19 protein-coding genes are annotated in these 22,956 nt (G+C 55.1%); 11 read left to right on the plus strand and 8 right to left on the minus strand.

What is annotated here, in order from left to right; all coding sequences use genetic code 11:
• Window positions 1-116: 116 nt before the first annotated feature.
• From ACR0B3_RS12170 to ACR0B3_RS12195, 6 genes are read left to right on the plus strand one after another with little or no spacing between them, the layout of a single operon-like run.
• Entirely contained in the window at window positions 117-1,079 is a 963-nt protein-coding gene (locus ACR0B3_RS12170) for a cytochrome ubiquinol oxidase subunit II (protein ID WP_480809310.1), read from the plus strand.
• Window positions 1,076-3,166: a cbb3-type cytochrome c oxidase subunit I gene (locus ACR0B3_RS12175; RefSeq protein ID WP_480809311.1), complete on the plus strand. Its 2,091-nt coding sequence runs from the start codon at window positions 1,076-1,078 to the stop codon at window positions 3,164-3,166. The genes ACR0B3_RS12170 and ACR0B3_RS12175 overlap by 4 nt, the downstream gene beginning before the upstream one ends.
• Complete coding sequence (locus ACR0B3_RS12180) at window positions 3,163-3,795, plus strand: cytochrome c oxidase subunit 3 (RefSeq protein ID WP_480809312.1); 633 nt, start codon at window positions 3,163-3,165, stop codon at window positions 3,793-3,795. The genes ACR0B3_RS12175 and ACR0B3_RS12180 overlap by 4 nt, the downstream gene beginning before the upstream one ends.
• Window positions 3,788-4,114: a cytochrome o ubiquinol oxidase subunit IV gene (locus ACR0B3_RS12185; protein WP_480809313.1), complete on the plus strand. Its 327-nt coding sequence runs from the start codon at window positions 3,788-3,790 to the stop codon at window positions 4,112-4,114. The genes ACR0B3_RS12180 and ACR0B3_RS12185 overlap by 8 nt, the downstream gene beginning before the upstream one ends.
• A 20-nt stretch (window positions 4,115-4,134) precedes the next feature.
• A complete protein-coding gene (locus tag ACR0B3_RS12190; RefSeq protein ID WP_480809314.1) occupies window positions 4,135-5,112 on the plus strand; it encodes an HlyD family secretion protein in 978 nt (325 codons plus the stop codon).
• Window positions 5,109-6,626, plus strand: coding sequence for a DHA2 family efflux MFS transporter permease subunit (locus tag ACR0B3_RS12195; protein ID WP_480809315.1), 1,518 nt, complete (start codon window positions 5,109-5,111; stop codon window positions 6,624-6,626). The genes ACR0B3_RS12190 and ACR0B3_RS12195 overlap by 4 nt, the downstream gene beginning before the upstream one ends.
• Here the strand turns inward: ACR0B3_RS12195 and crcB are convergent.
• Both crcB and ACR0B3_RS12205 read right to left on the minus strand, forming a co-directional pair.
• Window positions 6,623-6,985, minus strand: coding sequence for a fluoride efflux transporter CrcB (gene crcB, locus ACR0B3_RS12200; RefSeq protein ID WP_480809316.1), 363 nt, complete (start codon window positions 6,983-6,985; stop codon window positions 6,623-6,625). The two genes, ACR0B3_RS12195 and crcB, sit on opposite strands and share 4 nt — an antisense overlap.
• A complete protein-coding gene (locus ACR0B3_RS12205; protein WP_480809317.1) occupies window positions 6,982-7,545 on the minus strand; it encodes a fluoride efflux transporter FluC in 564 nt (187 codons plus the stop codon). The genes crcB and ACR0B3_RS12205 overlap by 4 nt, the downstream gene beginning before the upstream one ends.
• 55 nt (window positions 7,546-7,600) lie before the next feature.
• Here ACR0B3_RS12205 and ACR0B3_RS12210 point away from each other — a divergent pair, with 55 nt between their 5' ends.
• Window positions 7,601-9,181, plus strand: coding sequence for an FMN-binding glutamate synthase family protein (locus tag ACR0B3_RS12210; protein ID WP_480809318.1), 1,581 nt, complete (start codon window positions 7,601-7,603; stop codon window positions 9,179-9,181).
• Window positions 9,182-9,187: 6 nt separating this feature from the next.
• Here the strand turns inward: ACR0B3_RS12210 and ACR0B3_RS12215 are convergent, their stop codons facing one another.
• From ACR0B3_RS12215 to ACR0B3_RS12230, 4 genes are read right to left on the minus strand one after another with little or no spacing between them, the layout of a single operon-like run.
• Window positions 9,188-9,844: an ABC-type transport auxiliary lipoprotein family protein gene (locus tag ACR0B3_RS12215; RefSeq protein WP_480809319.1), complete on the minus strand. Its 657-nt coding sequence runs from the start codon at window positions 9,842-9,844 to the stop codon at window positions 9,188-9,190.
• Entirely contained in the window at window positions 9,841-11,157 is a 1,317-nt protein-coding gene (locus ACR0B3_RS12220) for an MlaD family protein (RefSeq protein WP_480809320.1), read from the minus strand. Before ACR0B3_RS12220 ends, ACR0B3_RS12215 begins: the two co-directional genes overlap by 4 nt.
• A gap of 5 nt (window positions 11,158-11,162) precedes the next feature.
• Complete coding sequence (locus ACR0B3_RS12225) at window positions 11,163-11,978, minus strand: ABC transporter ATP-binding protein (RefSeq protein ID WP_170723328.1); 816 nt, start codon at window positions 11,976-11,978, stop codon at window positions 11,163-11,165.
• Window position 11,979: 1 nt separating this feature from the next.
• Complete coding sequence (locus ACR0B3_RS12230) at window positions 11,980-13,104, minus strand: ABC transporter permease (RefSeq protein ID WP_480809321.1); 1,125 nt, start codon at window positions 13,102-13,104, stop codon at window positions 11,980-11,982.
• Window positions 13,105-13,510: 406 nt separating this feature from the next.
• Between ACR0B3_RS12230 and aspT the strand changes: the two genes are divergently transcribed.
• From aspT to ACR0B3_RS12250, 4 genes are read left to right on the plus strand one after another with little or no spacing between them, the layout of a single operon-like run.
• Complete coding sequence (gene aspT / locus ACR0B3_RS12235) at window positions 13,511-15,196, plus strand: aspartate-alanine antiporter (RefSeq protein ID WP_480809322.1); 1,686 nt, start codon at window positions 13,511-13,513, stop codon at window positions 15,194-15,196.
• An 18-nt stretch (window positions 15,197-15,214) separates the two neighbouring features.
• Window positions 15,215-16,831 carry a bifunctional aspartate transaminase/aspartate 4-decarboxylase gene (locus ACR0B3_RS12240; RefSeq protein ID WP_480809323.1) on the plus strand — a complete coding sequence of 539 codons (1,617 nt, stop codon included), beginning with the start codon at window positions 15,215-15,217 and terminating at the stop codon, window positions 16,829-16,831.
• Between the two features lie 55 nt (window positions 16,832-16,886).
• Window positions 16,887-18,788 (plus strand): PAS-domain containing protein, encoded by a 1,902-nt coding sequence (locus ACR0B3_RS12245; RefSeq protein WP_480809324.1) that lies wholly within the window; start codon window positions 16,887-16,889, stop codon window positions 18,786-18,788.
• A complete protein-coding gene (locus ACR0B3_RS12250; RefSeq protein WP_480809325.1) occupies window positions 18,789-19,490 on the plus strand; it encodes a response regulator transcription factor in 702 nt (233 codons plus the stop codon).
• A 78-nt stretch (window positions 19,491-19,568) separates the two neighbouring features.
• Here ACR0B3_RS12250 and ACR0B3_RS12255 read toward each other — a convergent pair whose 3' ends face one another.
• Window positions 19,569-20,879, minus strand: a complete 1,311-nt coding sequence (locus ACR0B3_RS12255) for an HlyD family type I secretion periplasmic adaptor subunit (protein ID WP_480809326.1) — start codon at window positions 20,877-20,879, stop codon at window positions 19,569-19,571.
• Complete coding sequence (locus ACR0B3_RS12260) at window positions 20,863-22,953, minus strand: type I secretion system permease/ATPase (RefSeq protein ID WP_480809327.1); 2,091 nt, start codon at window positions 22,951-22,953, stop codon at window positions 20,863-20,865. Before ACR0B3_RS12260 ends, ACR0B3_RS12255 begins: the two co-directional genes overlap by 17 nt.
• Window positions 22,954-22,956 lie beyond the last annotated feature (3 nt).

Consider the following 22,956-nt stretch of genomic DNA (forward strand, 5'->3'; position numbering starts at 1 on the left):
GCGCAAGACCTTATGTCAACAGCAGCCCGTCGGGGCGGTATTGCGAAAGTCCTTGAGAAATTCCGTGACTCTGCCGATAGTTGCCGGGAACCCCCGTCGTAAGAGGATCAACAGGCGTGACCTTTTCCCGGATGTCAGTCATCACAATGCTCACCTCGGTGACGCTGATTGTCTTGTTGCTGATGGCTCACCCTGTCGAGGCAAGCGACAGCTTCATGGATCCCCAGGGCCCTATTGCAGCGGTGCAAAAGACGCATCTTCTGCTTGCGACCGCACTGATCCTGATTGCTGTGATACCCGTTCTGGTTCTGGTGCCCTTGATCGCCCTTCGCTACCGCCGTCGTAAGGGTGGGCACGCGGCCTACACACCGCACTGGGATTTTTCCGCAAAGCTTGAATTTCTGATGTGGGGCGTTCCTGTGGTGATCGTGATGATCTTGTCCTTTTACCTCTGGAAAGCGACGCATCGCCTTGATCCCTATTCCGCGCCATTCGGTGATGAGCCAGCCCTGAACGTGCAGGTGGTTGGTCTCGATTGGAAATGGCTGTTCATCTATCCAGATCACGGCATCGCCACGGTGGGAGAGCTAGGCATACCAATCAAAAAGCAAGTTGCGATGACGCTGACCACAGACACTGTGATGCAATCTTTCTTGATCCCGGCGCTGGCAGGGCAGATCTATGCCATGCCTGGCATGACAACTCAGCTACATGTGGTAGCTGACGTGCCCAAGACGATGCAGGGAGAGAACACGCAGTACAATGGCCGGGGTTTCACCAAACAGAAGTTCCTGACGCAGGCCATGGCTCCTGAAGATTTTGAAGCTTGGGTCGCAAGTGTCAAAACGCACGGCATTCCGTTGACCGAAGATACTTATCAGACGCTGGCCAGGCGCACCGATCGGGATGAAGTTCAGGCGGCATTGGGCACCGAGCTCATGCCATTGAATGCGCTCTATTTCACACTGGAAGAGGGCGACTTGTTCCAATCAATCTTGCATCGTTATCACAGCGGAGAACCTCTGCCATTAGACCAGCAACCGGGGACGGTTGAATACGGGCAGGAGGTAAGCGAATGACGACTCCAGAGACCGGTTTCTTTGGCCGTTTGAGCTGGGATGCATTTCCCATCGCAGGTCTGATCCAGAACCCAGGTGCAAATGAAATCATCGCAAATGCGGCTGCCGCAATTGTGATTGTGGGCGTTGTGGCCGTGGTTGGTATCCTGACGTGGTTCCGGCTGTGGGGGCCTCTCTGGCGGGATTGGTTAACCAGTGCTGATCATAAGAAGATCGGCATCATGTATATCGTCTTCGCGATCGTCATGCTGGCACGAGGTGTGCTGGAAGGTGTGGTGATGCGCGCCCAGCAAGCAGCAGGGCCGGGGGACGGATTTCTGGAACCTGAACATTTTGCAGAACTGTTCAGCACCCATGGCACTATCATGGTGTTCTTCGTGGCGGTTCCATTCGTCTTTGGTGTCGCAAACTATGTGATCCCGCTGATGATCGGCGCTCGCGACGTGGCCTTTCCGGTGATGAACCAGATCGGGCTTGGCTTGACTGTCTCGGCCGGGCTGATGCTGATGATTTCGCTTGTGGTGGGCGAATTCTCAACAGGTGGTTGGACCGCATATCCGCCCTATACCGGGGCCGCGTTCAATCCCGGCGTTGGGCCGGATTACTGGATCTGGGCCATCGTGGTCTCGGGCGTGGGTACCACGCTGACCGGCATCAACTTTGCCGTCACGATCTACAAGCTGCGCGCACCGGGGATGAAGTTCATGCGGCTGCCCATGTATTGCTGGACGATCATCTGCAGTTCGATTCTGATCATCTTTGCCATGCCCCCCCTTGGCGTAGCTGCATTGTTGCTGGCCGCTGACCGATATCTCGATTTCCACTTCTTCACCAATGACCTTGGTGGCAACATGATGAACTATGCCAACCTGTTCTGGCTGTTTGGCCACCCCGAAGTCTACCTGCTGGTCCTGCCCGCCTACGGCATTTATTCCGAGGTTTTTGCCACCTTCTCGGCCAAGCGGCTCTATGGCTACAACTCACTGGTCATCGCAACGATGTCGATTGCGGTCATGTCCTTCACCGTCTGGTTGCATCATTTCTTTACCATGGGGCAAAGCGCGCTGATCAACGCGGTATTCGGGATTGCCACGATGCTGATCGCGATCCCGACCGGGGTGAAGGTCTATGACTGGATGGCGACGCTCTATCGTGGTCGCATTCGATTCTCGGTTCCGATGCTTTACAGCCTCGCGTTTCTGATGCTGTTCGTCATTGGCGGGCTCAGCGGAGTGGTTCTCGCCAACCCAACTGTAGACTATCAAGTGCACAACACCCTGTTCCTTGTTGCGCATTTCCACAATGCGCTGCTGCCGGGCGTACTGTTCGGACTGCTCGCCGCATATAACTATTGGTTCCCCAAGGCTTTCGGGTTCCGACTGAATGAGTTTTGGGGCCGCGTCTCGGTGTTCTGTTGGACCGTTGGGTTTCTGTTGACCTTCATGCCGCTTTATTTCGTTGGCCTCATGGGGATGCCCCGCCGATCGTTCAGTTGGGAAGACCCGAGCTTTCACCCTTATATGATCACCGCTGTCATCGGGGCTTTGGTGATTACCTGTGGTCTGTTCTCGGTTCTGATCCAACTTTGGGTCAGCATCCGCGATCGCAATCAGTCTCGCGCCCCTGTAGGCGATCCGTGGGATGGGCGCACGCTGGAATGGTCGATCCCGTCGCCTCCGCCACCATATAACTTCGCCATCATCCCGCAGGTCACAGATCGCGATGATTTTGCTGCCGCTAAGGAACGTGGTCAGGCCTATCCCGATCCTGAAGCCTATGAAGATATCGAGATGCCACGAAACACCGGTATTGGTTTCATCCTTTGCGTGCTTAGCGGCGTCTGGATGTTCGCTTTGGTCTGGTGGGTTTGGTGGCTGGCCATCGTAATGACCATCGCGATAGTCCTCGCTATTATCATCTGGAGTTTCGACACAAGCTCCGAAATCATCATCCCCGCCGAAGAGGTCCGCAAGGATCACGAGGCGTGGCTGGCGTTGGTTCACAGCACCGCCGCCGTGGATCGCGATCATGAAAGCGCGCCGGAAAATCGCGGCCTCGCCCGCCCGGATATGGAGGCTGTGACATGAGGCGCGCACCCAAGCACAGCTATCCGGGGATCAACCTCGGCGAAGATCACGCAAGCGCCCACAAAGCGTCCGAAGTTGTCACCTTTGGTTTCTGGGTCTTCTTGATGAGCGATCTGGTCTATTTCGGCCTGATGTTCGCGATCTATATCACCATGATTGATGCACAGGCCGGAGGTCCCGGCCCACATGAACTGTTCGATCTGAAAAGCATCTTTGCCCAGACCCTTATTCTGTTGACCAGCAGCCTGACCGTCGGACTGGCAATGCTCGCGCTGAAATACAACCTCCCACGAGCACGGATCGTGATATGGTTTGGAGTGACCTTGGTCTTGGGCCTCAGCTTCCTTGTTATGGAAATCCGCGATTTCATGAACATGGCGGCCCAGGGCGGCATTCCACAGCGCAGCGGGTTTTTGTCGGCCTATTATGGGCTCGTTCCGCTGCACGGGTTGCACGTTGCTGCAGGATGTCTGTGGCTGATCGTGCTGGGCATTCAGCTAAGGGTGTTTGGCCTGACCGATCTTTTGATGTCTCGCATGGTAAGGCTTGCGCTGTTCTGGCACTTCCTCGATCTGATATGGATCGGCATAATTACCATCGTCTATTTCGGAGGGCTGGCCTATGGATAAGCGATCCGAGATGCATAAACGTGAACGGCGGCGCTATGTGATCGGCTACGGTGGTTCGCTGTTGCTGACATTGATCGTTTTCGCCCTTGCACATCAGTTCGGGATCGAAACCCCGGGTGTCTATATGGCCATCGGCCTATTGGGGCTTGCGCAATTGGTCGTGCAACTGGTCTATTTCCTGCATATTGATCGCCGTCGCAGCAGTCGTGAGGATCTTGATCTGATCCTGTTCTCGACACTTGTTCTGCTGATAATTATCGGCGGCACCGTCTGGATTCTGGGCAATCTGGCCATACGGATGCACATGCACGTGATGTAACCCTTGAAGGAGCGCTGCTGATGAAACGCTTAAAAGCAGTAGCCGTCGCTGGAATTATTGCTGCGATTGCGGTGGGCCTATTGCTGTATTGGCGGCATGAAGAGCGCTATCCATCGACCAATGATGCGTACATTGGGGCCAATATCATTTATGTGGCTGCGCAGGTGACCGGGCAGGTATCAAACGTCGCGGTGATCGAGAACCAGCCGGTCAAGACAGGTGATTTGCTGTTCACAATTGATCCGACACAGTTCAAATCTTCGGTCGATCAGGCCCAGGCTAATCTGGATAGCGCCATTCAGCAGGCCGAGTCTTTCTCGCACCAGATCACCGCAGCGCAGGCCGCCGTCGAAAGCACCTCTTCGTTCTACGATACTGCGCAGAGTAATCTTGAACGCGCCCGAGCCTTATTTTCGGACGGAGATCTGGCTCAGGCTTCGCTGGATCAAACCACCTCGGAATTCGCGCAGGCTTCGGCCCGATTGACCACCGCCAGATCCGAGCTTTCCGCGTTGCAAAGTGGTCTCGCGGCCCGGCAGGACAATGTGTTGTCTTCACAGGCTGCTTTAGAGATCGCGCAGGCCGATCTTGCCTGGACCAAAGTCTACGCCGCGGCCGATGGCTGGATTGCGAATCTGGCTCTGCGGCCAGGTTCGTCTGTTTCGGCCAATGCACCGCTGTTTTCCATCGTCGAGTCGTCTGAGTGGTGGGTGGACGCCAATTTCAAGGAAACATCGCTGACCCGCATTCGCCCGGGTCAGTCCGTCACCGTGCAAGTCGATATGCTTCCGGGGACAACCCTGACCGGCAAAGTCGCTTCTATCGGCCGCGGCTCGGGTGATACGTTTTCTTTGCTACCGTCCGAAAACTCCAGCGGCAACTGGGTAAAGGTCACCCGAAGGTTCCCGGTGCGGATTGAGCTTGGTCCCACTGACGCACTGCTTCGCGTCGGCGGCAGCAGCAAGGTCATAGTGGATACCACCGGAACCGATCAATGACCGAACCAGGCCACATCAATCGTGTGATTGTCGTGGCCGTTGTGCTCAGCGCCATACTCGAGGTTTTGGACAGCACTATTGTCAACGTTGCATTGCCACATATCCAGGCGGCGTTTGGGGCTACCACCGATCAGGCGACATGGATATTGACCAGCTATATCGTCTCGGCTGTAGTGGTTATGCCGCTAACCGGGTTTGTCGCGCGTCGCGTCGGACGGCGTCGGCTGATCCTGACCGCCGTCACAGGTTTTGCAACCATGTCTGTCATGTGTGGTCTGTCATGGAGCCTAGAGACCATCGTCGCGTTTCGCGTTGCACAGGGCATGTTCGGCGCGTTCCTGATCCCGCTATCTCAGTCCATCTTGTTCGATGCGTTCCCACGTGAGAAACGGGGGCAGGCAATGGCGGTTTTCGGCCTCGGTGTCGTGGTTGCACCTGTTTTGGGCCCCACTGTAGGCGCGGTATTGACCGAGTATTTCTCGTGGCGAATGGTGTTCTTTGTTAATCTTCCTGTCGCTGCAATGGCCCTGCTGCTATTGGCTGGCGAACTGCCCGATGACGAGACCGAGAACGTAGGTATCGATTGGAAAGGGCTGGCGCTGCTGGCGATTGGTATTGGCTGCCTGCAATTTGTGCTTGATCAGGGTGAGACGAAAGATTGGCTCTCTTCTCGCATCATCCAAGTCGCACTGATTGCGTCGATCATGGGTGCTGTGGGCTTCTTTGTACATGCACTGACATCCCGGAACTCGGTCGTTGATCTGCGGCTTTTTGCGGATCGCAATTTTGCCTTGTGCAATCTGATCATCGCGGGTTTTGCGATCTCTTTGTTTGGCGGTATCGCCATCCTTCCAACCTTTGTGCAAAACTTACTCGACTATCCGGTCATCGAGTCCGGTCATCTGTTCATACCGCGCGGCATCGCAGCAGGCGCTTCCATGGTATTGACGGGCGCTGTTCTGGTCACTCGGTTTGATCCGCGAGTTTTGGCAGGACTGGGGATGCTTCTGACTGCGGCCGGAAATTTCATGGTTGGGATGCTCAACCTGAATGCAGGGTTCTGGCAATTGGCATGGCCAGGTTTTGTCAGCGGCCTAGGGATGGGATTGGTCTTTGTGCCAATGTCGATTTTGGCATTCGAAAGCATCAGCAAGGCCCGACAGGACGAAGCCTCGGGCCTGTTCAATGTAACAAGACAGCTGGGATCATCAGTGGGTATCTCGTTGGTTGGCACTTGGGTCGTGCGGGGCTTGCAGACCAATACTGCAGCGCTGAGCCAGAATGTGACGCCCTATAATCCCGCAGCACAGGCTTACCTTGCCCCGCTCGGACTGACACCCGAAAGCGCAGAAGGCGCCGCTATTCTGGGGCAGGAGATTTCCCGGCAGGCCGAGATGATTTCATACCTCACAGTGTTTAACAATCTTGGACTGCTTGCCTTGGCGACGATCCCGTTGCTGTTCTTCTGCCGTGCCCCGAAGCCTGATCAAAGGGCCGCGGCCCCTGTACATTAGCGTGTCAAAACAAGACCCAGCCAGAGCGCGGACCAGCACAGAACGAGGCTGAGAATGATATTTCCAGCGGCATAAACGATTGTCCGCTCGCGATGCAGCTGCAGTGACTGATAGGCAAAGCTTGAAAACGTGGTGAAGCCGCCGCAAAACCCAAAAACAAGGCGTTTTTCCTGTTCACCCATTTCAGCCGAACCGCCTAAATAGCCGATCCACAGCCCAAGCAGAAGACTGCCCAGAACATTCACGATCAGTGTTGCGTAGGGTAGGTCATGCGTCACCCGAAGCGTCAGCCAATGCCGCAATACTGCCCCCAACCCTCCGCCCAAAGCGAACATGGCGTGTAGATACAGGGCCGTCATTGCTGGGTTTCCCGGAATTGGCGTCGCCCCAGCGCTTCGCCCAGAACCGCTGCGGCGAGGCCGAATGCAATTTCGGCACTTACGGCGATAATTACGAACCAATTTCCAGTTTCTGCAAGTCGTTCCAACTCGGCAACGAACGAAGAAAAGGTAGACAATCCGCCGCAAAACCCGACGGCACCCAGATGCAGAACGTGCGCATGAATCCGTTTACGAATGGCATAGAGCCAACCAAGAATAAAACAGGCTACGATATTGATGCCAAACGTTGCTGTGAGGAACGGAGCACCGGGGATTTCTAACGAAAAGAGCTCTCTTAGCAACGATCCGGCAGCGCCGCCAACAAAGACGGCTGAGTACATGAGCGCGCGATGACTGAATGCAGGGGCTGAATTTGACACTGCGACTATCCCTGCGTTGACCGGTCTTCCCACGGCATACAGATTGCGATTGTGCGGATCAACCGGCCTTGCTGACCCAAAGGTTGCGCTTGTTTGAAACGCAAGGGCTTGCGCATTCAGACCAATCTGTTCCACGCTCTGAATGAAGGTTCGGGTCATGGACCTGTAACCGATCAAGGCCACGCTGTTTCGGCGCTACTCAGGGAAGCATAAAATGATTGTTCGCAGGCTTTATTATATCCTCAGCTATGTTTGCCTCCCGCTGACTTTGCTTTGGGGTTTTTACTGGCCTCCTGCCCATTGGCTGCTGATCATTCTGATCCCCTACGCGATCATCGGTCTCTACGATATGCTGACCACCAAGCATAACGTGCTGAACAACTATCCGGTTCTGGGGCACTTCCGCTATATGCTGGAGTTTGTCAGTCCTGAGATCCGGCAATATTTCGTTGAAACCAACGAAAGCGGGCGGCCTTTTAATCGGATCATCCGCAGCCTGGTTTATTCCCGCGCCAAGGGGCAGGTTGATACTCAGGCGTTTGGTACCCAATACGACATCATGACCGTGGGTTATCACCGCGCCGATCATTCGCTGGCCCCCAAGCACGTTGAAGAGAGCGAAGAGCGGGTGATGCTGGGGGGACCGCAGTGTGACAAGCCCTACGATGCTTCGCGCCTGAATGTATCCGCGATGAGTTTCGGTGCGCTCAGCGCCAATGCGATCCGCGCTTTGAATGGCGGCGCAAAAGATGGCGGTTTTGCGCATAACACGGGCGAGGGCGGGCTTTCGCCCCACCATCTGGCCGAAGGTGGTGACATCATCTGGCAGATCGGCACAGGGTATTTTGGTTGCCGCACAACAGATGGCGGGTTCGATAAGGATCTGTTTGCTGAAAAAGCCAGGAAAGACGTCGTCAAAGCGATTGAGATCAAGCTATCGCAGGGGGCGAAGCCGTCTCATGGCGGAGTTCTTCCGGCTGCTAAGGTCGATGAAGAAATCGCCGAGATTCGCGGAGTTCCGGTGCATCAGGATGTGATTTCTCCACCCATCCATTCAGCTTTTGATGGGCCGACGGGGTTGATGCACTTCGTCCAACATCTGCGCGAGATGTCTGGTGGCAAGCCCGTGGGTTTCAAACTGTGCATCGGGCGCCGGTCCGAATTTATGGCCATCTGCAAAGCGATGCTGGAAACTGAAATCCTGCCCGATTTCATCACGGTGGATGGCGCAGAAGGGGGGACAGGCGCTGCCCCTGTCGAGTTTACCAACCGCTTAGGAATGCCTCTGAATGAGGCCCTGATTTTTGTGAACAATTGCCTGCGCGGCGTAGGTCTCCGGGACAAGATACGCGTGATCAGCTCAGGCAAGGTTGCGACCGGGTTCGATATGGTCGAGAAATTCGCTTTGGGTGCGGACATGTGTAACGCAGCGCGGGCGATGATGTTTGCAGTGGGGTGTATTCAAGCGTTGCATTGTAACACCAACCGTTGCCCCTCGGGCGTGGCGACACAGGACCCGATCCGTGGTCGTGCGGTAAACGTGCCCCAAAAACGGCAACGCGTGCACCGGTTCCATGATGCGACATTAGAAAGCTTCCGCGAAATACTGGGGGCTATGGGCAAAGAAAAAGTATCGGACTTGCGGCCTGCCGACATCCGTCGTCGCACAGCAGATGAACAAGAGCGCTCTTATGCCGAACTCTACAATTTCTTGGATGATGGGGCATTGTTGGCCAAGAAGATTCCGGAAGAATTCGCTGCAGACTGGCAAGCTGCTTCGGCCAGCCAGTTCTAGCGCCACCTAGCTTGGGTTTGACCGCGGATTATTGAGCGTGTGGGTGTGGATTCTACGAATGCTCCATTCAACTGCATCCCGCATGGTCTTACCCAAGGCGACATCAAAGGCCTCCACCAGATCATCGGTCTGATCGCTGGTTGCTTGCACAGCTTCCTGAAAAGAGCTGGAGGCGATGATCTTGTCCTCGTATTCATCGATGATCTTGATATTTATGCGAACCTCTACGCGAACTGTCTTCGAGTTCTCGGTTTCGCTGATGACAATCCCTTGAAACTCTCGCAGATCAGGCGCGATCACATAATCCGCACGTAGGCCGACTGTCGAGCGCCCAACGGCGGCAACTTTGCCCGAATTCTCATAGCTTTCGACCATCAAGGCCTGCACAATCAGCGGTGCGCGATCAACCCAGCGGGCTCGGGGCAGATATTGAACCTGCAACAAGGTCGGTTGCACGGCGATTTGGTCGGTGTTTACCGCAGCCGTCGCCGTGGGTTCTTCGACAACGATCTGTTTTTGGATACGCGGCAAAGACGTAGAAAACGTGCTTTTAGGTGTCAGCAAATACAGGTCGTTCGGCTTGGACGCTTGCCGGAGCGTCCCAAGGCCAGTGCAACCCGTCAGAGCAGCCAATACCAGAGTGAAAGCTAAGGTCCGTATCATTGACGAAACTCCGATGCTTGGGTGCCTAACAAAAAGCGGGCCGGGTCACGTTCAACCTTGTCGACCAACCGATCGAGACTGATGACCAGACGTTGCGATTCCTCGATGAACCGGATGAATTGGGGCAAGCCGACGCGCAAGAAATCCGAGACCTGACGCCGGTTATCCTGAACGACGCCATCAATGGTTGCCAACAAATCTGAAGCCGATTTCGAAGCGCTGAGGACATCGTCAGAGATTTCGTCGATCTTTTGGGTGATATTCGAGACGGTTTCCGCCACCTGATTGGCCGCCTTGCTCACTTCCTCTGCGACCGGAGAGATATCTTCGTCCATCACGCGGTTGGCCGAGTCGAACGCTCTCTCTGCCGAAGCAAGCGCCCCTTTTGCCGAATCCATGGTCGATGTAACTGATTCAAGAGTGGTGTTTGCGTTCAAAACAGTTTCGCTGATCACGCCAAGCGTGACGCTGCCCTCATCCGACAATTGAGTCAGCCTCTCAGCAAGGATTGAGCCACGTTCGATAAAGGGCCTAAGATCTTCCTGAATCACCCTTTCAGCACTGGCAATGGCGTTGTTTGCAGTCTCCAGCGTTGTTTTGGCGGTGTCCGAAGTCTCTTTGATGCTCTTTAGCGTGTCAGTTCCAGTGCTGAATGTCGTTTCGGCAGTATTCGCCAAAGTATCCAACCTCTTGGTAAATTCGCCGACGTCTTTGGCCGCTCCGCCCAGATCAGACGAGAGCGATTGGAAATCCGTCAGAGTTTTATCCAGTTTACCTGACGCGTCCGCCAGATTGGTCAGGATATCCGAAACGGCCTTGCGGTTTTTGTCATCGACAACGGAATTGAGATTTTCCAACAGCGTGACAGCCTTTTCCAGCACCTCTGGCGCTCCTTCCAGCAAGGACTGGATCGAGCTGCGTTTGCTTGGGATAACGCTGTTCTGGGCCAGCTTTTCTGCAGTCGGAGACCCGCCGGAAAGCTCTACATAGGCCACCCCGGTTACGCCTAGAGATTGCAACTGCGCAATGGTTTCCTTTGTCACCGGAATATCGGCGTCAACTTCAAGTCGCACCCGCACTTTAGAGGGATCATCTTCATCCAAATTAAGTGAAATAACCTGGCCGACCGGCAAGCCATTGTAGTTCACACCGCCCGCTGCTGAAAGGCCCGAAACATTGTCGAAAAGCACATCATAATAGGCGTATTGCCGGGTCACTTCGAATTTGGCGAGCCATAGAAAGAACCCGAAGGCTCCCAGAATGCCCGCCAAGGTAAACGCACCGATCAGGATATAATTCGCTCGGGTCTCCATCGCCTCTACCTGTCCTGCCCCTTCTGCTGGGCCGCGCGGGCGCGGGGGCCTGTGAAATATTCCTGAACCCAAGGATGATCGACCTTGGTCATCTCTTCTATCGGACCTTCAACCAGCACACGCTTTTCCGCAAGTACCGCGATGCGGTTACAAATGGCATAAAGACTGTCCAGATCATGGGTCACCATGAATACGGTCAGCCCCAGCGCATGCTGAAGCTCTCCGATCAGGTCATCATAGGCTGCAGCCCCGATTGGGTCCAATCCAGCGGTTGGCTCATCCAGAAACACGATCTCGGGGTCCAGCGACAAGGCACGGGCCAAGGCCGCACGTTTGCGCATCCCGCCGGATAACTCGGATGGAAACTTGCTGCAGCTTAGCTGAGGCAGGCCAACCAGACTGATCTTGAGGCCCCCAAGCGCGGCCATCAGTTTTTCGCTGATACCAGTATGTTCGCGCAGCGGCGCCATCACGTTCTGCAGCACGGTCAGCGAAGAGAACAGCGCCCCGTCCTGAAACGCGACACCCCAGCTTTTTTCGATCCGCTGACGCTCTTCTTCCGGGCCGTTGAGAACATCGACGCCCAAAACCTCAATACTACCGGATTTTGGTTTGTTCAGGCCTACGATCGTGCGCAGCAGGACCGATTTCCCGGTGCCCGAGCCACCAACAACACCCAGTACCTCACCTCTCCAGACATCGAGGTTAAGGTTGTCGTGTACCACCTGCTCGCCGAATTGGTTGGTCAGATTGCGTACCCGAATAACGGCTTCGCGTTTGGTGTCGGATTGCGGTTTGTCTGTTAGCGGGGTTCCGTCCATGTCAGACCCCCAACTCTGAGAAGAAGATCGAAAACAGGGCGTCGATGGCGATGACCATAAAGATAGATTGCACCACCGAGGCCGTCGTGCGCTGACCAACGCTTTCGGATGACCCTTTGACTTGCATGGCCTGCCAGCAGGCGATGACACCTATCACCAGCGCGAAAAACGGTGCCTTGATCATTCCGACCGCCAGTTGTGCGACACCGGTATTTTCCTTCAGCCGGGTCAAGAACATGCCCGGGCTGACGCCAAGGTCGATCCAACTCATCAACGCGCCGCCGATCAGGCCCGCCATGTCGGCGACAAAACCCAGGATCGGCAACATGATCAGAAGCGCCAGAACGCGGGGAATGACCAGCACTTCAATTGGGTCCAGCCCCAGCGTCCGCATCGCATCGATCTCTTCCTGCACCTTCATCGACCCGATCGAGGCCGTAAACGCCGACCCGGACCGGCCCGCGACGATGATCGCGGTCAGCAAGATGCCCAGCTCACGCAGGATCGAGATCGAGATCAGCTCGACCACAAAGATCTCAGCACCAAACTGTTTCAACTGCGTTGCACCCTGAAAGGCCAGAACGACGCCGATTAGGAAGCCCATCAAGGAAACGATCGGCAGCGCCTTGAAGCCGACCTGTTCCATTTGTGACACCAACGCCGCACGACGCAGCCGCCATGGCATGATCAAGGTCCGAACCAACCGATGCAACGTGAGGCCCAGAAAGCCGATGATCGACAGGGTGTCTTGCCACGCACCAAAGGTCTTTTGCCCGACCCGAGCCACCCAGTTGATGAGACCACGGGGCGGAAGTTCTTCTCCGGTTTTTTCGGGAATGTTCTGCGATACCGTCTCGATCAACGAAGAATGCGCTGGTTCTAACCCGTCGAATCTGACCTGAACGCCAGCCGATCCAAGGCGTTGCACCAGATTGGCAACAAGCCAGGCGCCTCCAGTATCCAACGCCTCGACCTGAGACATGTCGACAGTCGTATCTTCTCCATCAGGTTTGAGAGCCGCGAAATCCCGCTCGACACGATCGAGGGATTGCGTCCGCAAATCTCCCGCAATCCGTATACAAACGCCGGTTGCGTTGGTCTCAGAAATAATCGTCGGCCGTGTCATAGCGGTATGTGATGGCAAACGACGGGTACCTGCAATGGAATTGTTCAAAGAAGCCGGTATTTTGCGGAAACGCATTGCGATGGTGCGACAGTGGCCATCTCTGTCTGGAGTCTTGTTGATGTCGAGCGGCCGTGCGATGCGAGAATTGTTACTATAGCGATCTTGTCCCGCTGGTCAGAGGCAGCAAAGCATCGAAGGCGGCGATTAATCGCCACAGTTGTTAATATTCAGATAATTATAGACAATTACTGTTCTTGCGTTATCGTGAGGCCTAAGTTTTCCTGTTGTGGTTGAATTATTCGAGCATGCGGCTTGGTCGGTTTGCGTACTAGTATTTCAAGGCGTTTGGCCTTGTCACCGACTCTTGCCTCGGATGCCTGTTAGGCCCAGATTGAGAGGTGATAAAATGGTCGATTGGCTGGTGAACATTCTTCAAACCTACCCTGAGTTGGCGGTGTTCCTGTCCATCGGCATCGGATTTCTCGTTGGGCCTTGGAAGCTAATGGGATTCAGCCTGGGTACGGTCACAGCAACGTTGCTGGCGGCGGTTGTGATCGGACAGGCCCAAATCGATATCGACTCGGCAGTCAAATCGACCTTCTTCATCTTGTTCATCTTTGCCGTAGGCTACGGTGTAGGACCACAATTCATCCGTGGTCTGAAAGCCGATGGCGCGCGCGAAGTCTTTTTTGCGCTCAGCGTGCTGGCCCTTTGCCTGATAATCCCGATCATTGCAGCCAAGGTGGCAGGGCTAGAGCTTGGCTATGCCGCCGGTCTCTATGCCGGATCGCAAACGATTTCGGCGGCGATTGGTGTAGCCACTGACCAAATCGGTCAGTTGGGCCTGTCGGCAGAACAGGCCAAGACCTACGCCAACCAGATCCCGGTGGCCTATGCGGTCACCTATATTTACGGCACCATCGGTTCGGCCATCATTCTGGCCAAGATCGGCCCACGCCTGATTGGCGTTGATCTGGTCGCCGCCTGTAAGGAATACGAGGCCAAGCTGGGTGGAAGCGCCGCAGTCGAAACCGGTGATGGCATCGTCTCGGCCTATCGCGCGATTGAAGCGCGGGCCTTTGAGATACCTGAAGGCAGCGATCTGCTTGGGCAACCGGTCAAGGATTTGATGCCCGGTGTACGCATCTATGCTGAACGCCTCAGGCGTGATGGACAGACTATAGAAGTTGATGACAACACCATATTGCAAGCTGGGGATGTGGTGATGTTCTCAGGCCGCCGCTCTGATTTGGTAGGACTGCTTGAGAAAAATTTGACCGAGGCTGATGCGCCAGAACTGTTGAGCATCCCTTCGGAAAAGCTGGATGTGCTGATCACCAGCAAAGAAGTACACAACAAAACACTCGAAGAGCTAAGCAAACTGTCAATGGCGCGGGGCATCTATGTTACAAAGTTGATGCGCAATATGCAGGATCTGCCTCTGCTGCCGGGTACGGTCGTGCATCGTGGTGACATCGTCACCATTCAAGGCAGCAAACGACACGTTGAAGCCGCCGTCGCCCGGATCGGCTATGCTGATCGCCCAGTAGACACAACTGATCTGGCCTTTGTGGGCTGGGGGATTTTCATCGGCGGCATCATCGGAACGCTGTCCGTCATGATGGGTGGCTTCCCGATCAGCCTCTCGACCACTGGCGGTGCACTGCTGGCCGGATTGGTGCTGGGCTGGCTGCGCACCGTACATCCGACCTTTGGGCGCATTCCAGGCCCAGCACTTTGGTTGATGAACACGCTGGGCCTGAACGTCTTTATCGCGGTGATCGGGATCACTGCCGGGCCGGGCTTTGTCGCCGGGCTCCAGCAGGCAGGTATTGCCCTCTTGCTATGGGGGATCGTTGCTACGTCACTGCCGATGATCTTCGCTGTTTATGTGGGGCACTACGTGTTCAAATTCCACCCGGCTATTCTATTTGGTGCCTGCGCAGGCGCGCGGACCACTACAGCTGCGCTGGGGATGATCCAGGAAGCCGCGCAAAGCCGCATTCCTGCGCTTGGCTATGGAATGCCGTACGCGATCGGGAACACTTTGCTAACCATCTTCGGGATGGTTGTTGTTTTGATCTTAAGCTGATTTGGAAAGGTTCATGTTATGGATAGAGTAACGCTGCACGATTACGAAGCACTCAGCCCGTTTCAGATCAAGGATGAGTTGATCAAGCTGGCATCGGCCGAAGCGCGAAAGGCCAACAGCGCTTTTCTGAACGCAGGTCGCGGCAATCCCAACTGGGTCGCCACTCGTCCGCGCGAGGCGTTCTTTGCCCTTGGTCAATTTGCGATTACCGAATCCAAACGTGTGATGAATCACCGTGCAGGATTAGGCGGAATGCCTGCGCAGAAGGATTGCCATGAACGGCTGCAAAGCTGGGCGTCTGACCATTCTGACACGCCGGGTGTGGATACGCTGCTAGAACTTGTGGCACATGCCATTTCCGCGTTTGACTTCGATGCAGATGAGTTTGTGCATGAGCTGACGGATTCGATCATCGGTGACAATTATCCGGTCCCCGACCGCATCCTGAAACACAACGCCACCATCGCCCATGAATATCTGATGTGGTCCATGTGTCGGGGGCACCGGCCTGATACACAATTTGATCTGTTTGCGGTCGAAGGTGGCACTGCAGCGATGTGTTACATCTTCAAATCGCTCAAGGCCAACCGTTTGCTGAACCCGGGTGACACGATTGCGCTGTGCACGCCGATCTTCACACCATATCTGGAAATGCCCGAGTTGGAGGATTACAGCCTTGAATCCGTCCATGTGGAAACCGATGAGGAGGATGGGTTTCAGCTAACCGACGCTGCGGTAGAACAGCTCAAAGACCCTAAGGTCAAGGCGTTATTTCTGGTCAATCCCGGCAATCCGTCTTCTGTTGCGCTAAGTACCGCATCACTGCACAAATTGGCGGATCTGGTGGAAAACCACCGCCCGGACCTGATCGTGCTGACGGATGACGTGTATGGAACTTTCGTACATGATTTCACCTCGGTCATGGGTCACCTGCCTCGCAATACGATTGGGGTTTATTCCTACTCGAAGTATTTCGGCTGTACTGGCTGGCGTCTTGGCGTGATCGCCGTTGCGCAAGACAACATCTTCGACCTCAAGCTGGCGGACCACCCGGATGAGATCAAGCAAGCATTGGATAAGCGCTATGGCACGCTTAGCCTCACGCCGCGTGATATTCGCTTTATTGACCGGCTGGTCGCCGACAGCCGCGATGTAGCCTTGAATCACACCGCCGGGCTATCGCTGCCCCAGCAGGTGATGATGACCCTGTTTTCCTTGAGCGAACTGGTTGACACCAAGAAAATCTACCAAACCGCTTGCATGGAACTGGTTCAGCGACGCTTTAGACTCCTGACCGAAGCTTTGGGGATCGAAGTACAAGCAGGGGAACATTACGACGCATATTACGGGATTATCGATTTCGAATACTGGCTACGGAAATACATCGGCGAGGATGTCGTGGCATGGGTCAAGCAGAATGTTCACCCGCTGGATATCGCGTTCAAACTGGCTGAGGACTATGGCATCGTCCTTTTGAACGGCAGCGGGTTTGACGCGCCAAGCTGGTCGGCGCGCGTATCGTTCGCCAACTTACCGGATGAGGCTTATTCGCAAATCGGAACAGCTGTTCGATCGGTCGCGCGCGGCTATGTTCAGGCCTACCGTTCCGCGAACAATATGCCGCTGCATGGGTAGCTAAATCTCCCTACACCTGTGCTTGAACTGGTGTTACCCATAAGCGCAGGGGAGGATGATTTTGGACATATCCGAACAGCGCATCAAGGCGATGACGACGGCTGGCCTGAACCTGATCGGGCAGGCACTGTCGATCTATGATAGCCAACTCCGTCTGGTGGTCAGCAATCTGCGGTTTCAGGAAATGTTTGGTTTGCCGGACGCATTGGTCGAACCGGGCGCCTTGTTTCGCGACACGATTCAATTTCTCGCGAGCCGAGGAGAATACGGCGCTGAAGGTAACGTTGACGAAATGGTTGAGATCCGGGTCGCGCAGGCTTTGGCATTTGAGCCGCACTATATGGAGCGCACCCGCCCCAATGGCCAGGTGATCTCGGTCGAAGGTGCGCCTTTGCCAAATGGAGGTTGGGTTGCTGTCTATACCGACATTACGCGAACCAAACAGGTCGAAGAGTTGTTGCGGGCCCGGTCGGAAGAATTGTCAGACCAACTGCTGAGCCGCGCCGAAGCGCTTTCCGCAACAAACCGAAAGCTAGAAGCGAGCATCACAGCGCTGGAAGAAACGAAGCGCCAGTTGACCGAGATCGAGGCGCGCACGCGAATGACGACCGAGATGATGCCGGCCCATATTGCGCATTTGGATGCTGATGGGCGTTACGATTACTCAAATCGCCGCCTCAGCTCGGTCATGCCCGGGCGGCCATCAGACATTTTGGGACTTCATATTTCGCAGGCTTTGGGATCATCGGCCTATGGCCGCGTGAAGCTGCATCTGGAGCAAGCTTATGGAGGGCAACCGTCGGTTTTCGAATTTACCGAGGATCAGGATTCGCGCCGCATCCGCGTGTCATTCACACCGGATAAGGCGGGGGGTGTTTATATCATGTCGGTGGACATCACCGAAGAAACCCAGGCCCGTGTTGCCCTTCAGCAAACACGGCGTCGGGCTATGGCTGCGCAGATGACCAGTGGACTTGCGCATGATTTCTCGAACTTGCTGACCATCATTCTCGGGATGCAGGCCCGCTTGGAGAAAATGGAATTACCGGCAGAGGCTGGCCAGCTCGTCTCGGCCACTCAGCAAACAGCGCGACGCGGTGGCCAATTGCTGAATCGCATCGCCGATATGACCGGCAATCGTACACCTCAGCCACAGGCAACCGATATGAGCGGATTGCTTGAGGATTTGCGTGTGCTCGCCACGCCTTCCTTGCCGCGGGGCGTGGGATTGTCAGTCGTGAATACGCTTCCCGACAATGCGTTGATGCTTGATCCCGGGATGGTACAGGACGCGTTGTTAAATCTGGTACTAAATGCACGGGATGCTTGCGGTGCTGCTGGTCAAATCACGATCACTGCGCATGCAATTGGGACAATTTGGGTTGAGATCACTGTATCCGATACAGGCCCGGGGTTTTCCTCGGAAGCCTTGGAAAAGGCGTTGAACCCATTCTTTACGACGAAAGGCAGCGATGGATCGGGACTGGGGCTGCCCATGGTCTTTGACACCGTCAAACTGGCCGGCGGTGATTTGAATTTACGGAACACGCCTTCGGGCGCTTCTGTTGTGATACGTTTGCCTTATCGTCCGGCGCCACAAACGCAGGCGGGTCTCGTACTGTTGGTTGAAGATAGTGATGAGCTACGTAGCCAGTTCCGGGATATGCTGGTCGAGTTGGGGTGCTCGGTGATCGAGGCAAGCTCGGCCGATGAGGCTTTAGCGTTAACTTCCGACATCAGCGATATCGCACTGGTGCTATCGGACATCAGGCTGGAAGGAAACAGAACTGGGATCGATATTGTCGACCGCTTGGACGGTGCGTTGCCCTGTATTCTAATGACATCGCTGCCGCTTTCTGATCCGCTGCATCATCGGGCGCTGACGCGCGCACCAGTTCTGAGCAAACCCTTCACGTCGTCACAATTGTCGGCGCTAATCCAAACCAAGGCCGCTTAGATGAAACAACCATTGGTGACCATCCTCGATGACGAACCAGAAATCCGCCGCATTTTGACTGACGCGTTGGAAGATGCCGGTTTCCGGACTCAAAGCTTTTCCCGTGCCCGTGAATTTGAGGCTTCACTGAAACGGGTTACGCCGGATCTGTGTCTGGTGGATTTGTCTTTGCCGGATACCGACGGGCTGGCTCTTGTGCATCGACTAGCGCTTGAACAAGGCGCCGCTGTCATAATTATCTCGGGCCGCGCCCAAGTGCAGGACCGCGTGACTGGGCTAGAGCTTGGGGCTGATGACTACATCACCAAACCCTTTGATCCTGCCGAAGTGATCGCTCGGGTCCGGGCGCGTCTGCGCTCGCCTGGGCCAGCGACGAAGAACTCGGATATTGCCACATTCAACGGCTGGACCGCGCATTTTGACCGGTATCTGCTGATCGATGTAGAAGGCATTGAAACCCCCTTCAGTCATGCCGAAGGTGAAGTTCTGCGCCTCTTCCTTGAAAGTCCCAAACGCCTGATCAGCCGTGCCCAAATGCAAGAAATGCTGGGTGGCGCGGCTGGTGATAGCTTTGACCGGGCTATGGATGTACGGATTTCCCGCTTGCGGACGAAGCTTGGAGAAGACCCGAAAAATCCACGACTTATCAAAACGATATATGGTGCCGGATACATCTTTCTTGGCGAAGTTTCATGGTCATAGATAGGAAACATCCCTACCTGGACTACCGATTGGTAGTTCGACAACGCCTTGCCTGCTATTCCGTCTTAGGTTCAACCTTCATTCGCGCAAAGCTTGATCCTTGATTTTCAGAACAGGTTGGATCAGGTAATCAAGCACTGATTTTCGACCCGACAAGATGTCGACATGAGCAATCATACCAGGAATGATTTCAGCTGCGACACCACCTGAATCCAGCATCGTGTTCGTGGTCTGAATTTCAACTATGAAAACCTCTTCTTCACTCCGCTCTGAACGCGTAATCGTGTCTGCCCCTATTCGGATGATTTCGCCATCCAGGCTGCCATAACGCGAGAAATCATACGCCGTAATCTTGATTTTAACCTTTTGCCCCGCGTGCAGGAAAGCGATGTCTTTGGGCTGGACATAAGCTTCGACCAACAAGCGGTCGCCCAAAGGCACAATTTCGATCAACTCCTCGCCACTTCTTGCCATCCCGCCAATCGTTGTCTGATGAATCCGGTTTACGACACCTCGAACCGGTGACCGGATTTGCGCCCGAGATACACGGTCGCGCAAGGCGGGCAGGGCAGGCTGCAGTGCAGCCAGTTCTGCCGAAACCAAGGCCAAATCCGTCAATGCAGCACTGCGAAAACGGCTGCGAGTGGCTCGGACCTTGTCATCAACCTCTTCAAGTCCAGCCTTCAATCGGCTGACGACTGCCTCGGCACGCACCTTGCGGCCCTTCCACTCCGCCTCGCTTCGGCGCAGGGCCAAAAGCGTTGTTGCAGGCTCCATTCTCTGTTCCACCAGTGGCACCATGATTGCCCGTTCTTCGGCCAAGACACTCAGCGTTTCTGTTGAAGTTACCTGGTCAACCAGGCCTTCTTCATACTCGCGTTGTCTCTGTTCGCGCTGTCTGGAGAGAATTGCAATTTCGGCTGACAGTTCCGTTTGTCGTCCGTGATACAAAGCTGTTTCAGACCGGACTACTTCCGGCGCACCCGTCATAAGCGTCTTGTCAAACTCAAGCTCAGTCCCGTCGATTTCGGCCTGTAATCGTTGCGCGCGCGCCATGAGCCCGTAGACGCGTTGTTGTTCCTGACTTAGCTCCTGCTCAATCTGGTTGGTATTGAGTTCCATCAGCAAAGTTCCAGCTTCAACCACCATACCTTCGCGAACTTGCACGGACTGCAAAACACCGGGTTCAGTCGCTTCGATGACTTGGATATCCCCAGACGGAACGATACGACCATCCGCCCTCACGACATCATCCAGTTCAGTAAAATGTGCCCAAATAACCGCGCTTGCCAGACATCCGAGGATCAGCAAGAGCAATAGCGACCCTCGTATTGGTGCCTTCCCCTGCATTTCGCGCGCAAGGCGCTCCAAATCAGGATGCTGCGACATTCAGACGACTCCCCGAGCTGCGCACTTGGCGTGTTAGGATGTTTTTAGCGCCATCCATAGCAACTTTGCCGTCTTCGATAACGATGACCCGATCGACCAATTCCAGTAGACTGGTCCGGTGCGTAACGATCACCATCGTTGTATCTGGTGTAGCTTCTTTCAGCCGATCAATAATTTCGGCTTCGGATTTGACGTCCATCGCGCTTGTAGGCTCATCCAGCAATAGGACAGGAGGGCGGCCAATGAGCGCACGGGCCAGCGCAATCGCCTGCCTCTGACCGCCGGAAAGACCTTCTCCACGCTCAGCGATCTGCTGGTCATAGCCACGCGGGTGCCGCGCGATGAAGTCTTCGACACCGGCGATACGTCCAGCATGGATCAGTTGGTCATCACGCGGGCGTACAGACCCGCTGGCGATATTGTCGCGTACCGTCCCAGAGAAAAGCCATACATCCTGCAAGACTGAACCAATATTTCGTCGCAAGTCCCCCGGATCAATCTGCCGTATATCAAGCCCGTCCAGCATCACGGATCCGACCCTCGGTTGGTAAAGCCCCAACAGCAGCCGAGCGATCGTGCTCTTGCCCGATCCGATCTGGCCAAGAACCGCTACTTTTTCGCCAGGCTCAATTGAAAAGGAAACACCTTTCAGCGCGTCATCGGATTGGTCAGGATAGGCAAAGTAGACGTTGTTAAATGTTATGCGCCCGGAAAATTCAGATCGGCTTATCCAGGACTGACCGGCAGGCCGTTCATTGCCAGCCTGCATCAACGCATTCAGATTGCGATAAGCGCTGCGGGCCTGATTGACACGTGTCAGGGTTTGCGCGAGCTGACCAAGCGGTGCCAGCGCGCGACCTGTAAGCATAACCGATGCAACAAGAGCGCCCATGCTTGTCTGACCGTCCGAAATCAGGAACACCCCGTAGAACACGATAATCACTTGTGCCGCCTGTTGCGTGAAGCCGGTCAGATTCAGAGCAATCTGAGTCACTGTTCTGCTGCGTGCTCCGTGGTTTGATTGGCGTTTGATGGCGCCTTCCCATCGCGCCCGCATCAGGCGCCCGGCTGAGGTCGTCTTGATGGTTTCCAGGCCAGACACCGCCTCAACCAAAACAGATTGTTTGGATTGACCTTCGGAAAAGCTTCGCTCTGCAAGACGTGACAGGATTGGCTGGACGGCCAATCCGCTCAGCAAGACAACAGGTACAGCAAGCGCCGGAACCACCGCTAGTGGCCCGCCGACCAAGTAGATCGTGAAAATAAACACGGCAATGAACGGAAGATCGACGACAGCGACAAGTGTCGCAGACGTGAAAAACTCGCGCAGTGTTTCGAATTCGCGAATTGTGCTGGCCATGGCACCGGTGGAGCCCGTGCGCGACGACATGCGTATATTCAACACCTGGTCAAAGACCCGTCGTCCCATGGACATATCCGCATTCTGACCAGCGCGATCAATGAAGCCTGCCCTCAGGAGTTTCAACGCGAAGTCGAAGATCAATGCCAAGCCAACCCCAAGAGTCAATGCAATCAGCGACTCGGTCGCTTCGTTTGGCAAGACCCGGTCATATACGACCATGATGAAGACCGATGTTGTAAGTCCCAATATGTTCGCCATCGCAGCGGCCAGTGCGACCTGAACATATGACCATCGGTTTGTGGCAAGGGCGGACCAAAACCAGTGCCCACCTTGTTCTGTCGTTGGGTCGGCTGCTACGTCTCGGTGCATTGCCCGAAATAGTAGCGCATAGCCTTTATACACCTTCGACAGATAGCTTTCGGCAACTTCGCCAATTCCGTCATCCAACGCTGGGTCAAAAACCAATAGGTCACCAGCGGGAGAGCGCCCACGATAGACAACTGCACGATCCCCTTCCAGCAGTAGAATCGCGGGGGCTAATGCCGCATCAAATGCTGACAGCTTGCGCGCTCCAAATCCGACCTGCAAGCCAACACGTTGTGCGGCGCTCATCGCATCACGAACGGTTACTTCACCTGCCTCGCCAGACTGTGCAGCATGTAATGCCGCCACAGTCAACGGTCGGTCAAGCACGGTGGCAACATGCAACATGCA

This window comes from Ruegeria sp. CE9, from assembly GCF_056537425.1.

Coding starts and splice junctions, on each gene's coding strand:
- ACR0B3_RS12255 (WP_480809326.1), bottom strand. CDS start 20,879: ATGTCGCAGCATCCTGATTTGGAGCGCCTTGCGCGCGAAATGCAGGGG.
- crcB (WP_480809316.1), bottom strand. CDS start 6,985: ATGACGGCCCTGTATCTACACGCCATGTTCGCTTTGGGCGGAGGGTTG.
- ACR0B3_RS12245 (WP_480809324.1), top strand. CDS start 16,887: ATGATTTTGGACATATCCGAACAGCGCATCAAGGCGATGACGACGGCT.
- ACR0B3_RS12180 (WP_480809312.1), top strand. CDS start 3,163: ATGAGGCGCGCACCCAAGCACAGCTATCCGGGGATCAACCTCGGCGAA.
- ACR0B3_RS12260 (WP_480809327.1), bottom strand. CDS start 22,953: ATGTTGCATGTTGCCACCGTGCTTGACCGACCGTTGACTGTGGCGGCA.
- ACR0B3_RS12240 (WP_480809323.1), top strand. CDS start 15,215: ATGGATAGAGTAACGCTGCACGATTACGAAGCACTCAGCCCGTTTCAG.
- ACR0B3_RS12185 (WP_480809313.1), top strand. CDS start 3,788: ATGGATAAGCGATCCGAGATGCATAAACGTGAACGGCGGCGCTATGTG.
- ACR0B3_RS12225 (WP_170723328.1), bottom strand. CDS start 11,978: ATGGACGGAACCCCGCTAACAGACAAACCGCAATCCGACACCAAACGC.
- ACR0B3_RS12195 (WP_480809315.1), top strand. CDS start 5,109: ATGACCGAACCAGGCCACATCAATCGTGTGATTGTCGTGGCCGTTGTG.
- ACR0B3_RS12205 (WP_480809317.1), bottom strand. CDS start 7,545: ATGACCCGAACCTTCATTCAGAGCGTGGAACAGATTGGTCTGAATGCG.
- ACR0B3_RS12220 (WP_480809320.1), bottom strand. CDS start 11,157: ATGGAGACCCGAGCGAATTATATCCTGATCGGTGCGTTTACCTTGGCG.
- ACR0B3_RS12210 (WP_480809318.1), top strand. CDS start 7,601: ATGATTGTTCGCAGGCTTTATTATATCCTCAGCTATGTTTGCCTCCCG.
- ACR0B3_RS12230 (WP_480809321.1), bottom strand. CDS start 13,104: ATGACACGGCCGACGATTATTTCTGAGACCAACGCAACCGGCGTTTGT.
- ACR0B3_RS12190 (WP_480809314.1), top strand. CDS start 4,135: ATGAAACGCTTAAAAGCAGTAGCCGTCGCTGGAATTATTGCTGCGATT.
- ACR0B3_RS12250 (WP_480809325.1), top strand. CDS start 18,789: ATGAAACAACCATTGGTGACCATCCTCGATGACGAACCAGAAATCCGC.
- ACR0B3_RS12175 (WP_480809311.1), top strand. CDS start 1,076: ATGACGACTCCAGAGACCGGTTTCTTTGGCCGTTTGAGCTGGGATGCA.
- aspT (WP_480809322.1), top strand. CDS start 13,511: ATGGTCGATTGGCTGGTGAACATTCTTCAAACCTACCCTGAGTTGGCG.
- ACR0B3_RS12215 (WP_480809319.1), bottom strand. CDS start 9,844: ATGATACGGACCTTAGCTTTCACTCTGGTATTGGCTGCTCTGACGGGT.